At 61.3% G+C, this 14,186-nt stretch carries 12 protein-coding genes; 4 read left to right on the plus strand and 8 right to left on the minus strand.

Translation table 11 applies throughout. The features are described 5' to 3' along the window. Positions 1 to 32 precede the first annotated feature (32 nt). From ACA053_RS21235 to ACA053_RS21265, 7 genes are all read right to left on the minus strand, one after another. A complete protein-coding gene (locus ACA053_RS21235; protein WP_109633931.1) occupies positions 33 to 575 on the minus strand; it encodes a DUF2058 domain-containing protein in 543 nt (180 codons plus the stop codon). Between the two features lie 28 nt (positions 576 to 603). Continuing rightward, on the minus strand, positions 604 to 1,437 hold the full coding sequence (gene mazG / locus ACA053_RS21240; protein ID WP_497396220.1) for a nucleoside triphosphate pyrophosphohydrolase: 834 nt from the start codon (positions 1,435 to 1,437) through the stop codon (positions 604 to 606). A 122-nt stretch (positions 1,438 to 1,559) separates the two neighbouring features. Then, positions 1,560 to 3,803 (minus strand): GTP diphosphokinase, encoded by a 2,244-nt coding sequence (gene relA / locus ACA053_RS21245; RefSeq protein ID WP_109633933.1) that lies wholly within the window; start codon positions 3,801 to 3,803, stop codon positions 1,560 to 1,562. Positions 3,804 to 3,924: 121 nt separating this feature from the next. Continuing rightward, positions 3,925 to 5,277: a 23S rRNA (uracil(1939)-C(5))-methyltransferase RlmD gene (rlmD, locus tag ACA053_RS21250; protein ID WP_109633934.1), complete on the minus strand. Its 1,353-nt coding sequence runs from the start codon at positions 5,275 to 5,277 to the stop codon at positions 3,925 to 3,927. Continuing rightward, complete coding sequence (gene cysM / locus ACA053_RS21255; RefSeq protein ID WP_109633936.1) at positions 5,277 to 6,179, minus strand: cysteine synthase CysM; 903 nt, start codon at positions 6,177 to 6,179, stop codon at positions 5,277 to 5,279. Before cysM ends, rlmD begins: the two co-directional genes overlap by 1 nt. A 218-nt stretch (positions 6,180 to 6,397) precedes the next feature. Next, positions 6,398 to 7,837 carry a sensor histidine kinase gene (locus ACA053_RS21260; protein WP_497393607.1) on the minus strand — a complete coding sequence of 480 codons (1,440 nt, stop codon included), beginning with the start codon at positions 7,835 to 7,837 and terminating at the stop codon, positions 6,398 to 6,400. Continuing rightward, positions 7,824 to 8,546 carry a response regulator transcription factor gene (locus ACA053_RS21265; protein ID WP_497313028.1) on the minus strand — a complete coding sequence of 241 codons (723 nt, stop codon included), beginning with the start codon at positions 8,544 to 8,546 and terminating at the stop codon, positions 7,824 to 7,826. The genes ACA053_RS21260 and ACA053_RS21265 overlap by 14 nt, the downstream gene beginning before the upstream one ends. Positions 8,547 to 8,760: 214 nt before the next feature. Here ACA053_RS21265 and ACA053_RS21270 point away from each other — a divergent pair, with 214 nt between their 5' ends. Beyond that, complete coding sequence (locus ACA053_RS21270; protein ID WP_497313030.1) at positions 8,761 to 11,514, plus strand: response regulator; 2,754 nt, start codon at positions 8,761 to 8,763, stop codon at positions 11,512 to 11,514. A gap of 254 nt (positions 11,515 to 11,768) precedes the next feature. After that, positions 11,769 to 12,758, plus strand: coding sequence for a 2-hydroxyacid dehydrogenase (locus ACA053_RS21275; RefSeq protein WP_109633944.1), 990 nt, complete (start codon positions 11,769 to 11,771; stop codon positions 12,756 to 12,758). A 5-nt stretch (positions 12,759 to 12,763) separates the two neighbouring features. Here the strand turns inward: ACA053_RS21275 and ACA053_RS21280 are convergent, their stop codons facing one another. Then, on the minus strand, positions 12,764 to 13,165 hold the full coding sequence (locus ACA053_RS21280) for a hypothetical protein (RefSeq protein ID WP_497393608.1): 402 nt from the start codon (positions 13,163 to 13,165) through the stop codon (positions 12,764 to 12,766). Between the two features lie 134 nt (positions 13,166 to 13,299). Here ACA053_RS21280 and ACA053_RS21285 point away from each other — a divergent pair, with 134 nt between their 5' ends. Further along, on the plus strand, positions 13,300 to 13,734 hold the full coding sequence (locus ACA053_RS21285; RefSeq protein ID WP_497313032.1) for a hypothetical protein: 435 nt from the start codon (positions 13,300 to 13,302) through the stop codon (positions 13,732 to 13,734). Further along, positions 13,734 to 14,138, plus strand: a complete 405-nt coding sequence (locus ACA053_RS21290; protein ID WP_109633948.1) for an META domain-containing protein — start codon at positions 13,734 to 13,736, stop codon at positions 14,136 to 14,138. Before ACA053_RS21285 ends, ACA053_RS21290 begins: the two co-directional genes overlap by 1 nt. Positions 14,139 to 14,186: the final 48 nt, after the last annotated feature.

Here is a 14,186-nt window from a genome sequence, read left to right on the forward strand (position 1 = left end):
CGGGGTTTGTCGTTGTTGCAGCCGTTAAAGCCTTACCACATCAGATCGTCAGGGATCTGATAGGCCGCGTACGGATCGTCCTCGGCAGCGACTTCTTCCTTCTTGACGTTCATCTGCACGATGCGTTGTGGATCGCGTTCCTGGATCTTCAGGGCCGCCTCACGGGGGATCACTTCGTAACCGCCGGCATGATGCACGATCGCCAGGAAGCCATTGCTCAACTGGTTACGCATCAGCGTGTTGACGGAGATACGCTTGACCTTCTTGTCGTCAACGAAGTTGTAGTAGTCCTCGGTGGTCAGCTTCGGCAGGCGCGAGACTTCGATCAATTGCTTGATTTGCGCCGCACGTGCCTTGGCCTCGACTTTCTCCTGCTGCTGGCGGTTCAGCTCCTGATCGCGCTTGACCTTCTCGGCCATGGCTTCCTGAGCTGCACGTTGCTGCGAGTCATCGAGTTCAATCTGGCCTTTATGGGCCAGGCGTTGCTGCTTCTGCTTCTCTTTGCCGACCTGTTTGGCCTGCTTTTGGTTGACCAGCCCTGCTTTGAGCAACTGGTCGCGAAGGGAAATGCTCATGGTGCTTATTTCTCACTTAGGCCACTGCTCAACCGCAGCTGGGCAAATTCTTTTCCTGACGTTTGGCTTCGCCCCACAAGGCGTCCAACTCTTCGAGGGTGCAATCTTCCATGGGACGGTGGGTGTCGCGCAATGCCTGTTCGATAAAACGAAAGCGTCTTTCGAACTTGCTGTTGGCGCCACGCAATGCGGTTTCCGGATCGACTTTCAAATGACGCGCCAGATTGACCACGGAAAACAGCAGGTCACCGACTTCATCGGCAATCGCTGCCGAGTCGTTGTCGGCCATGGCTTCGAGTACTTCATCGAGTTCTTCACGAACCTTGTCCAGCACCGGCAAGGCTTCCGGCCAGTCGAAACCGACCTGCCCTGCGCGCTTCTGCAACTTCGCTGAACGAGACAACGCCGGCAGCGCTGCGGGCACGTCATCAAGCAATGACAACTGTTCGGGTGCGGCTGATTTCTCGGCGCGCTCTTGCGCCTTGATTTCTTCCCAGCGTTGCTTGACCTGTTCTTCACTCAGACGCGGAACATCCAGCGGCGCGTACAGATCACCGGTGGGAAACACGTGAGGATGACGACGGATCAGCTTGCGGGTGATGCTGTCGATCACGCCGGCAAATTCGAAGCGCCCTTCTTCCCGGGCCAGCTGGCTGTAATAAACCACCTGGAACAGCAAATCGCCCAGCTCACCCTGCAAGTGATCGAAGTCACCGCGCTCGATGGCGTCAGCGACTTCGTAGGCTTCCTCGAGGGTGTGCGGGACGATGGTGGCGTAGGTTTGCTTGATATCCCACGGACAGCCGAACTGCGGGTCGCGCAGACGGCTCATCAGGTGCAGCAAGTCTTCAAGGCTGTACATCATTCATGTCTCATCACAAAAACCTGTGGGAGCTGGCCTGCCAGCGATGGCATCACCTCGACCCTAATGAAAGACCGAGGTGCCTGTATCGCTGGCAGGCCAGCTCCCACACGTGGGCATCTTCAAGGCGTCCGGTTACGCCGGGTTTCGATGATGTTCGGCAACTGGGAAATCCGCCCCAGCAACCGCCCCAGTGCATCCAGCCCCGGAATCTCGATGGTCAGGGACATCAACGCGGTGTTGTCCTCTTTGTTCGAGCGGGTGTTGACCGCCAGCACGTTGATCCGCTCGTTGAGCAGCACTTGCGAGACGTCACGCAGCAGACCGGAGCGGTCGTAGGCGCGGATGATGATGTCCACCGGATAGGTGAGCACCGGCACCGGGCCCCAGCTGACCTGGATGATCCGCTCCGGCTCGCGCCCGCCCAGTTGCAGCACCGAGGCGCAGTCCTGACGGTGAATGCTCACGCCGCGGCCCTGGGTGATGTAGCCGACGATGGCATCGCCCGGCAACGGCTGACAGCAACCGGCCATTTGCGTCATGAGATTGCCGACGCCCTGGATCTGAATGTCGCCACGCTTGCCCGGTTTGTAGCCAGTGGCTTTGCGCGGAATCAATTCCAGCTGCTCGTTGCCGCGTTCCGGCTCGACCAGTTGCTGCGCCAGGTTCACCAGTTGCGCCAGGCGCAAATCACCGGCGCCCAACGCGGCGTACATGTCCTCGGCGGTCTTCATGTTGGCCTTGTCGGCCAGCTTGTCGAAGTCCACCGCCGGCAGACCGAGGCGACTCAACTCACGTTCGAGCAACGTTTTACCGGCCGCGACGTTCTGATCGCGCGCCTGCAACTTGAACCAGTGAACAATCTTCGCCCGCGCCCGCGAGGTGGTGATGTAACCCAGGTTCGGGTTCAGCCAGTCACGGCTCGGAGTACCGTGCTTGCTGGTGATGATCTCGACTTGCTCACCGGTTTGCAGGCTGTAGTTGAGCGGTACGATGCGCCCGTTGATCTTCGCGCCACGGCAGTTGTGGCCGATCTCGGTGTGCACGCGGTAGGCGAAGTCCAGCGGTGTCGCGCCTTTCGGCAAGTCGATGGCGTGACCGTCCGGGGTGAAGATGTAGACCCGATCCGGCTCGATATCGACCCGCAGTTGTTCGGCCAGACCGCCGATATCGCCCAGCTCTTCATGCCACTCGAGGACCTGACGCAGCCAGGAGATTTTCTCTTCGTAGTGGTTGGAGCCGGATTTGACGTCGGTGCCCTTGTACTTCCAGTGCGCGCAAACGCCCAACTCGGCTTCTTCGTGCATGGCGTGGGTGCGGATCTGCACTTCCAGCACCTTGCCCTCGGGGCCGATCACCGCGGTGTGCAGCGAGCGGTAGCCGTTCTCTTTCGGGTTGGCGATGTAGTCGTCGAACTCTTTCGGGATGTGCCGCCACAAGGTGTGGACGATGCCGAGCGCGGTGTAGCAGTCGCGCATTTCCGGCACCAGCACACGCACGGCGCGCACGTCGTAGATCTGGCTGAACTCCAGACCCTTGCGCTGCATTTTGCGCCAGATCGAATAGATGTGTTTGGCCCGACCGCTGATGTCGGCGTCGACGCCGGTGGCCTGCAATTCGACTTTCAGCTGGTTCATCACATCGGCGATGAAGCGCTCGCGATCCAGCCGTCGCTCGTGGAGCAACTTGGCGATCTGCTTGTACTGATCGGGCTCGAGGTAACGGAAGGACAAGTCCTCCAGTTCCCACTTGATATGACCGATACCGAGACGGTGAGCCAGCGGCGCGTAGATGTCGAAGACTTCACGGGCAACGCGGTTGCGCTTCTCGTCGTCGGCGGTTTTCACCGCACGGATCGCGCAGGTGCGTTCGGCCAGTTTGATCAGCGCGACGCGAACGTCGTCGACCATGGCCACGAGCATTTTGCGCAGGTTCTCGACCTGCCCCTGAGTGCCCAGCACCAACGATTGACGGGGGCTCAGGCTGGCGCTGATCGCCGCCATGCGCAACACGCCGTCGATGAGTTTGGCGACCACCGGACCAAAGCGCTGGCTGACCGCCGGCAGTTCGATCTGGCCTTCGCGCACGCCGCGGTACAGGACCGCCGCGACCAACGAATCCTGATCCAGTTTGAGGTCGGCGAGAATCTCGGCGATCTCAAGGCCCGTGCGGAAACTCGAGGTCCCTTCGGACCATAGATTCTTCGCCGCATTGGCTTGTTGTTCAGATGCGCGAGCGAACTCGCACGCTTCCTTCAAGGCTTCGCGATCCAGTGCCAGATCGACACTGACCGCATGATCGAGCCAAGCCTCGAGATTGATACTGCCGTCGGTGTTGATCGGCTGGTGTGCTCTCACCTGTACCATCTTGCTTACCTTCCCTACGACGCAGATTCAATGCGTCAATTCGCTGACCTTCATTGCCCGATTGCCCTCACAGGGCTATGCGAGAGCAGCACGGGCGGCCAGTCGGACCAGACGAGCCGTCCTAGCTCGCTTCAAATAACGCCATGGCCTCGACATGTGCCGTCTGAGGAAACATATCGAGAATCCCGGCACGTTTTAACCGGTAGCCCTGCTTGATCAATTCGGCCGTATCGCGCGCCAGCGTTGCCGGGTTGCACGATACGTACACCAATCGTTTGGCGCCCAGGGACGCCAGCTTGCGCACGACCTCGAAAGCACCGTCTCGCGGTGGGTCCAAGAGTACCGCACAAAAGCCTTCGCGCGCCCATTCGGCATCGGACAAAGGCTGGGATAAATCGGCCTGAAAAAACTTTGCGTTATGCAGATTATTGCTAGCCGCATTGTCGGCGGCCCGCTCGACCATCGCCTGCACGCCTTCCACCGCCACCACTTCGCGAACGGCTTTGGCCAAGGGCAAGGCAAAGTTACCCAACCCACAGAATAGATCGAGAACCCGCTCATCCGAGGTCGGCTTCAACCAGTCCAGCGCCTGGGCAATCATCGCTTCGTTGACCCCGGCGTTGACCTGGATGAAATCCCCCGGCCGGTACGCCAGGTTCAAGTCCCACTGTTCGAGGCGATAACCCAGCGACTGATCGGCCTCGACCGGTTGCGGGTCGCCGTCTCCATGCAGCCACAACTGAGCGTCATGGAATGCGCAGAAATCCTTGAGGATTGTCAGGTCGGCTTCGGACAACGGCGCCATGTGCCGCAGCAACACGGCCAGCGACGATCCGGCGAACAATTCCACATGCCCCAGCGCCTGAGGTTTGCTCAAGCGTCGAAGCATTTCCGGCAAGCGGGTCATGATCGGCTGCAACGGCTGGACCAGCACCGTGCATTCGTTGATGGCCACGATGTCCTGACTGCCTGCCGCTCGGAATCCGACTTCGAGTTTCTTCGCTTTCATGTCCCAACGCACCGCCACTCGGGCGCGACGGCGGTAACCGAATTCCGGACCGCTCAGCGGCGCCGCCCACTCTTGGGGTTCGACACCGGCGACCTTGGACAGTTGCTCGGCGAGCATGCGCTGTTTGAGGGCGAGTTGTTCGGTGTGCGGCAGATGCTGCACGCTGCAACCGCCGCAGCGACCGGCATGCGGACACGGTGCCGGGCGACGCAATTCGCTGGCCTGGAACACCCGTTCGGTGCGCGCCTCGACCACTTTGCCGTGAGCGCCCAACACGCGCGCCTCGATTTCTTCACCGGCCAATGCGCCGATGACGAACCAGGTGCGACCTTCGAAAAACGCGATACCGCGACCGTCATTGGCCAGGCGCTCAATGTTCAAGCGCTGCTTTTTGCCGGTCGGAATTTGCGGGGCCTTGCTGCCACCGGTGGGTTGGAAGCGCAGGCCTCTCTCTTGCTTGGCCATCAGTTGGGCGCGTCGAAAATGCCGGTCGACAAGTAACGGTCGCCACGGTCGCAGATGATCGCGACGATCACCGCGTTTTCAACTTCCCGGGACAGGCGCAGCATCGCAGCCACGGCACCGCCCGAGGACACACCGCAGAAGATGCCTTCTTCGCGAGCCAGACGACGGGTCACGTCTTCGGCTTCGCTTTGCGCCATGTCGACAATCCGGTCCACGCGATCGGCCTGGTAGATCTTCGGCAGGTATTCCTGCGGCCAGCGACGGATGCCCGGAATCGCCGAACCTTCCATCGGTTGCAGGCCGATGATCTGCACGTTGTCGTTCTGCTCTTTCAAGTAGCGCGACACGCCCATGATGGTGCCGGTGGTGCCCATCGAACTGACGAAGTGAGTGATGGAGCCTTCGGTCTGGCGCCAGATTTCCGGACCGGTGGTGGTGTAGTGCGCCTCGGGGTTATCACCGTTGGCGAACTGGTCCAGCACCTTGCCACGGCCTTCGGCTTCCATTCGCTGGGCGAGGTCGCGCGCGCCTTCCATGCCTTCTTCCTGGGTCACCAGGATCAGCTCGGCGCCATAGGCCGTCATCGCGGCTTTACGTTCGGCGCTGGAGTTGTCCGGCATGATCAGGATCATCTTGTAACCCTTGATCGCGGCAGCCATGGCCAGCGCGATACCGGTGTTACCCGAGGTCGCTTCGATCAGCGTATCGCCGGCGTGGATCTGCCCGCGCAATTCAGCGCGGGTAATCATCGACAGCGCCGGTCGGTCCTTGACCGAACCCGCCGGGTTATTCCCTTCGAGCTTGAGCAAAAGGGTATTGCTGGTGGCGCCAGGCAGACGCTGCAAACGGACCAGCGGAGTGTTGCCGACGCAATCGGCGATGGTTGGGTACTGCAAGGTCATGGCGTATTCGCAATCCAGACTGCGGGGGCGCCTATCATACCGGCAAACGTTCGCAGGCCATATCACGCAAAGTGCGGTGCTTATGGCTTATGGGAATAAGCAACGATGATCAGGTTGCTCGGCTAGGGAATTGTCGCACCGGTGGTGCGACTTTTTCGGGATGGTGACCCGACTGGCCTAATCGCGGGCAAGCCCGCTCCCACAGGGTTCTATGTTGGTTAAACAGTTTGTGGCTTACACGCGGTCATTGTGGGAGCGGCGGTGCGACGATTCGACTTGCCCGCGATGGCGTCATCACTGACGCCATCGCTCTCAGCCACTAACCGAATATTTAGCCGCAGCCCACGCCCAGTGTTCTGCGCCCAAAGACTCCCGCCCTGACGCTTCACCGCATTCCTCGCGATGCTCAATCCCAACCCGAACCCGCCATCCCCCGGCCGTGAACCGTCGAGTCGAATGAACGGGCAGAAGATCCGCTCCAGATCCGCCTCAGCCACTCCTCCACCCTCATCCTCCAGCCACAAATGCCAGAAGTCGCCGTCACGTTGCCCGCCGAAACGCACGATGCCGCCACTCGGCGAATGACGAATGGCATTGCGCAGAATGTTTTCCAGCGCCTGGGCTAAGGTGTTGAGATTGCCCCGGACCCAGCACGATGAATCCACCGCACACTGCAACTGGCTCGCCGGCCAGGCGCTTTCATAGCAGGCGTTTTCCGTGAGCATTTCCCACAGCGCCTGGACCTGAATCGCTTCGTCGGGCAACGGCGCGCGCTCGGTGTCGAGCCAGGCCAGTTGCAGCGTGTCTTCAACCAAACGCTGCATGCCATCGACTTCTCGTCCGATGCGCTCGCGCAATTGCGCCAGCCCTTGCTCGCTTTCGCTGGCGACCCGCAGACGGCTCAGCGGCGTGCGCAGTTCGTGGGACAAGTCGCGCAGCAATTGCTGTTGCAGGGCCACGGTGCTCTGCAGTCGCTCGGCCATGTGATCGAACGCCCGGCCCAGTTCACCGAGTTCATCTGTTCGATTGGTGGTGTGTCTCGACAGACGCACGTTCAACTGATCGGCGCGCCAGGCGTTGGCCTGTTCGCGTAAATGGTTCAGCGGCACGACCAGCAATCGATAAAGACCGACGCACAATAAAAGGGTGAACAGGCCGGGGATCACGCCGTTGGTGATCACGCGCCAAAACACCCGGTATTGGCCGGGCATGAAGCGTTGGGGCAGTTCGATGACCAGACTGCCAGCGGTCGGATCGCCGGGAAACGGCACCCGCAGCCACGGCTGGCGTTTCTTGTGTATGGGCCAATCCAGGCCGCGCAGAAAGGTCAGACGCTCGATCTCCTTGTTCGTCAGCGCCTGGCTGCTCAATGACTGTAAATCGCCGCCAATCACACCGGCCCAGCCCGCTTCGCGCTGGCGCATGGTGTGCAGCCAGCGATCCACACCCGCACGCTGGTCCTGGCGCCACGCCTGTTCGACTTCGGCGGCATAACTCGTCAGCGTGCCTCGAGCTTCATCCGACAGGAACTGGTTTCGCTGCTCCATGTAGCGACCCCAGGACCAACTCAGCCAGATCATCAGCAGACAGAACGCCACCAACAGACACGCCAGTTTCCAGAACAGCGAGTGCCGGCCCGGCAGGTCAGACCATTTCATCGCCGGCACTCAACACGTAGCCCTTGCCCCAGACCGTGCGCACTTCGCGCTCGGTGTAGCCGATGCCTTTGAGTTTGCGGCGGATCTGACTGATGTGCATGTCGAGGCTGCGGTCATGGGCCGCGAAACCGCGTTGCAGTACGTGCTGATAAAGGAAGGCTTTGCTCAACACTTCATCGCCATTGCGATTCAAGGTGTCCAGCAATCGATACTCGCTGCGGGTCAGGCCGGCGGCGTGCTCACCATAGGAAACGTCACAGAGTTCGTCATCGAAACGCAAGCTGTCGACCGAAGCCGCGACCGCTGCCGGCTCTGGTCGACGGTCGAGCGCCACCCGGCGCAGGATCGCTTCGATGCGCACCCGCAACTCGGCCATGCTGAAGGGTTTGGGCAGGTAATCATCGGCCCCGAGGCGAAAACCGCTGATGCGATCCGCCTCGGCGCCCAGCGCCGACATCAGCACCACCGGGGTCGAATGGCTCTGGCGCAATTGCGTCAGCACGTTCAACCCGTTCAGGCCTGGCAGCAAAATATCCATCAACACCACGTCAAAGGGCCGCTGACGGGCAATGTCCAGGCCTTCCTGTCCGTTCTGGCACCAGGTCACCTGAAAACCGCAACGACCCAGATGCTCGTGCACGTAGGCGCCGAGGACGAGGTCGTCTTCAATGGACAGGATGCGCGGGTGGCCAACAGAGATGGGAGTCATGAGTATCTGCAAATAATTCTCAGTTGGCGATTATTCAAGATTGCCTGCCGATGGGCAACCCAAGGTTTGCCCATGGCGCAAAAGCGCCGATCCGGCCGACGAATGACGACATCAATTTTACGAAGATTGCCTGCCTGCAAATCGCTACACTGGCCCGATGGCGCGTGCCGGATGTACGTGCAGGTCAATCAATAGCTGGATGCAGGAGAGATGCGTGCTCAAGAAACTGGGAATTAAAGGCCGCGTGCTGTTGCTGACCCTGTTGCCGACCACCCTGATGGCGCTGGTCCTGGGCGGCTATTTCACCTGGACGCAGCAATCGGACCTGCAAACCCAATTGATGCAGCGCGGCGAGATGATCGCCGAACAGCTCGCGCCCTTGGTCGCCCCGGCCATGGGCCACAAAGACAATGAGTTGCTGGAGCGCATCGCCACCCAGTCGCTGGAAACGCCGGACGTACGCGCCGTGACCTTCCTCGCCCCCGATCGCACGCCCGTGGCCCACGCCGGCCCGACCATGCTCAACCCCGCGCCGATGGGCAGTGGCTCGCAGATGCTGCGCCGCAGTGGCAACGATGCGACGCGTTATCTGCTGCCGGTATTCGGCAAGCACCGCAACCTCGCGGGCGATTTGATACCTGATGAAGCCGAGCGTCTGCTGGGCTGGGTCGAGCTCGAACTGTCCCACAGCGGCATGCTGCTGCGCGGTTACCGCAGCCTGTTCGCCAGCCTGCTGCTGATCGGCGCGGGCCTGGCCGGTGCGGCACTGCTCGCCTTGCGCATGGGCCGGACCATCAATCGGCCGATCAGCCAGATCAAACTGGCGGTGGCGCAACTCAAGGACGGTCACCTGGAAACCCGCCTGCCGCCCCTTGGCAGTCAGGAACTGGATGAACTCGCGTCCGGCATCAACCGCATGGCCGGCACCCTGCAAAACGCTCAGGAAGAATTGCAGAACAGCGTCGACCAGGCCACCGAAGACGTGCGCCAGAACCTGGAAACCATCGAGATCCAGAACATCGAGCTGGACCTGGCGCGCAAAGAAGCCCTGGAAGCGAGCCGGATCAAATCCGAATTCCTGGCCAACATGAGCCATGAAATCCGCACGCCGCTCAACGGCATTCTCGGTTTCACGCACCTCTTGCAAAAAAGCGAGCTGACCCCGCGCCAGCTCGACTATCTGGGCACCATAGAGAAGTCTGCCGACAGCCTGCTGGGGATCATCAACGAGATTCTCGACTTCTCGAAAATCGAGGCCGGCAAACTGGTGCTCGACAATATTCCGTTCAACCTGCGCGACCTGCTGCAAGACACCCTGACCATCCTCGCCCCGGCGGCCCATGCCAAACAGCTTGAGCTGGTGAGCCTGGTGTATCGTGACACGCCGTTGTCGCTGGTCGGCGATCCGCTGCGACTCAAGCAGATCCTCACGAACCTGGTGAGCAACGCGATCAAGTTCACCCGCGAAGGCACCATCGTCGCCCGGGCCATGCTCGAAGAAGAGCACGAAGACAGCGTGCAACTGCGCATCAGCATTCAGGACACCGGCATCGGGCTGTCGAACCAGGACGTGCGCGCGTTGTTCCAGGCGTTCAGCCAGGCCGACAACTCGCTGTCCCGCCAGCCTGGGGGCACCGGCCTTGGGCTGGTGATTTCCAAGCGCCTGATCGAACAGATGGGCGGCGAGATCGGCGTCGACAGTACACCGGGCGAAGGCTCGGAGTTCTGGATCAGCCTGAGCCTGCCCAAGACCCGTGACGACGCTGAAGACCTGCCCGGTCCTCCGCTGCTCGGACGCCGTGTGGCGGTGCTGGAAAACCATGAACTGGCCCGTCAGGCGTTGCAGCATCAGCTGGAAGATTGCGGTCTGGTCGTGACGCCGTTCAACACCCTGGAAAGCCTGGCCAATGGCGTCACCGGGGCGCATCAGACCGATCAGGCAATCGATCTCGCGGTGCTCGGCATCACCAGCAACGATATGCCGCCGGAGCGCCTCAACCAACACATCTGGGACCTCGAACACCTGGGCTGCAAAGTGTTGGTGCTGTGCCCGACCACCGAGCAGACGCTGTTCCACCTCTCGGTGCCCAACCCGCACAGTCAGTTGCAGGCCAAACCGGCCTGTACCCGCAAGTTGCGCCGGGCGTTGTCCGATCTGGTCAACCCGCGCCAGCAGCGCAGCGAACCCGGCGAACCGGTTTCCAGCCGTGCGCCGAAAGTGCTGTGTGTCGACGACAACCCGGCCAATCTGTTGCTGGTGCAAACCCTGCTCGAAGACATGGGCGCCAAGGTACTCGCGGTCGAAAGCGGCTACGCGGCAGTCAAAGCGGTGCAAAGCGAAACGTTTGACCTGGTGTTGATGGACGTGCAGATGCCCGGCATGGACGGGCGTCAAAGCACCGAGGCGATTCGCCAGTGGGAAAGCGAGCGGCATTGCACGCCGCTGCCGATCGTCGCCCTCACCGCCCACGCCATGGCCAACGAAAAACGCGCGCTGCTGCAAAGCGGCATGGACGACTACCTGACCAAACCGATCAGCGAACGGCAACTGGCCCAGGTGGTGTTGAAGTGGACCGGCCTGGCGTTGCGCAATCACGGGCCGGAGCGTTCCAGTGACAGCCATGGCGGCGCCCATGAATTGCAGGTGCTCGACCACGACGAAGGCTTGCGCCTGGCCGCTGGCAAGGCCGATCTTGCCGCGGACATGCTGGCGATGTTGCTGGCCTCCCTGGAAGCCGACCGCGAGGCGATTCGTATGGCCCGGGAAACCAATGACCACAACGCCCTGATCGAACGCGTCCACCGCTTGCACGGCGCGACCCGTTATTGCGGCGTCCCGCAACTGCGTGCCGCCTGCCAGCGCAGCGAAACCCTGCTCAAGCAACAGGACCCGAAAGCCCCCGGCGCACTGGAAGAACTCGACCGGGCGATCAATCGCCTGGCTGCCCACGCCCGGATCAACGCTTGATGCAGCGCAATGGCACCGACCACCCTCGGCGCTAAGCTCACCGGTCCTGTAGCAGCTGGCGAAGCCCTGTGGCGAGGGGATTTATCCCCGTTCGGCTGCGAAGCAGTCGTGAAACCATTCAACCACGGTGTTTCAGGAAAACCGTGCATACCGGGTTTACGACTGCTGCGCAGCCGAACGGGGATAAATCCCCTCGCCACTGGGCTTCTCCAGCGGCTACATAAAAGCGTGAATCAGTTATCCAGGAGGACCGCATGCGCACGATTCTTTTCAGCAGCCAGACCTACGACCGCGACAGTTTCCTCGGCGCCGAGCTGCCCGCCGGTATCGAGTTGCACTTTCAATCGGCGCGGCTGAGCCTCGATACCGTGGCGTTGGCGGAGTATCACGAGGTGGTCTGCGCCTTCATCAATGATGACTTGAGCGCCCCGGTGCTGGAACGTCTGGCTGCGGGCGGCACACGCTTGATCGCCCTGCGTTCGGCCGGCTACAACCATGTCGACCTGGCGGTGGCGAAGCTGCTGGGACTTTCGATTGTGCGGGTTCCGGCCTACTCGCCGCACGCGGTGGCCGAGCACGCGGTGGCCTTGATCCTGGCGCTCAACCGGCGCCTGCACCGCGCCTACAACCGCACCCGCGAAGGGGATTTCAGCCTGCACGGTCTGACCGGTTTCGACCTGGTGGGCAAGACTGTCGGCGTGGTCGGCACCGGACAGATCGGCGCGACTTTCGCGAAAATCATGAACGGGTTCGGCTGCCGGTTGCTGGCCTTCGACCCCTACCCTAACCCGCAAGTCGAAGCCCTCGGCGCTCGTTACCTGAGCTTGCCCGAGCTGCTCGCCGAATCACAGATCATCAGCCTGCACTGCCCGCTCAACGAGCAGAGCAAACACTTGATCAACCGCGAGTCACTGGCGCACATGCAGCCTGGCGCAATGTTGATCAACACCGGCCGTGGAGGTCTGGTGGACACGCCGGCGCTGATCGACGCGTTGAAGGACGGTCAATTGGGTTATCTGGGGCTGGATGTCTATGAAGAAGAGGCGCAGCTGTTTTTCGAAGACCGCTCCGACCTGCCGTTGCAGGACGATGTGCTGGCGCGGCTGCTGACCTTTCCCAACGTGATCATCACCGCGCACCAGGCCTTCCTGACCCGCGAAGCCCTGGACGCGATTGCCACGACGACCCTGCAGAACATCGCGGCCTGGGCTGCCGGCACGCCGCAGAATCGGGTCGAGGGCTGAGCCGGTCAGGCCTTGGACAAGAGGATCATCAAGCCCAGCCAGCCGAACCCCAGCAAGCGTTGCCCCACGGAATGCCCGCGACGCAGCAGGAACCAGACAAAAAACGGCGGCAGAAAGAAAATCATCAATTTCAGCCACAGCTCCACCGGACGCACGCCGTTGGGGACGGGCATCGGCGCCGCCATTTCAGCTGGGGCTTCGGTTTTGCGTTTACGTCCGAACGCGGCCGGGGTCACCCTGGCGACTTTCTCGTCGGCCGGCAAACGCCCGAAAGAAAGGGGGGCCTGCCCAGGCGCTGCCGTCGAAGTGGCCGCTTGCACCGTTCCCGCCGGTGCACCGCAATGAATGCAAGCAGGCGCCGTGGAGCTGATGCTTTGCTTGCACTCATAACATTCGATTAACGCCATGTCCGTTCCTTAGAAATGCAAAAGCGGCAGTGTGCCATGAGTCGGCAGGCAATTTGAACCAGATCGAAGGTCATCCGCCCGCGCCATGCTGCGTGCAGGCCCGTGATAGCATACCGCGCATATTTGGAGGACCCATGGTCGAACACGATTTCCGCTACAGCCTGATGAACCCGCAACACACCCTCACCGAATGCCGCGCCCTTGTGCCGGGGCGTTATCAAGTCACCGGCAACGGCGGCTCGATTCGTAATAACGACGTGCTGGTCGTGACCCTCAAGGGCGCCAAGGACTTGTCCATGCGCCTGACCGTGGAAACGGTTCGTCACTTGATCAACCCGCCCGGCCAATGGGTCGCGGTGGCCAGTGGTCCGGTGTTCGGCGAATTGGCGATCCACACCTGGAAAGTCAACTGCGACAGCTGCGCCAAAGAGTTGAGCTTCGAGTTCGCAGTCGACGCCAAACTGGGCAACAAGGCTGAAAAACCGGCCGCCACCGCGCGGATTGCCGAGTTGGGCTGGTCCACCGTTGGCGACAAGCACCTGTGCCCGACATGCCAGGAGCCCGCGTGATGAAACGCCTCGCCCTGACCGCCCTGGTCGGTGCCAGCCTGCTGGGCTGCGCCGCCGAGCCGGTAAAATTGCAACAAAACCGCAGCTACATCCTGGAATGGATCGGCGAACGTCCGTTGATGGATTACAGCCACCTGACCATCACCCTCGGTGAAGACGGCCGGGCTTACGGCAATGGCGGCTGCAACCACTGGTTTGCGCCGTACACGCTGGAAGGCGACAAGCTGAGCTTCGGCAGAATCGGCAGCACCCGCAAAATGTGCGCACCGGCCGTGATGGAGCAGGAAAAACGCTTCATGCAGGCTTTGGAAAACGTGCAGCGCTGGGATGTATCGCCAATCGAGCAGATGCGCTTCTGGCCGGCGCAAGGCAAGCCGTTGCGTTGGTGGCTTGAAGAGGGTTGATCACCCTGGCCTGTGGCCAAGTAAATACCTGTGGCGAGGGAGCTTTTG

It is taken from the genome of Pseudomonas sp. LBUM1672, assembly GCF_059695655.1.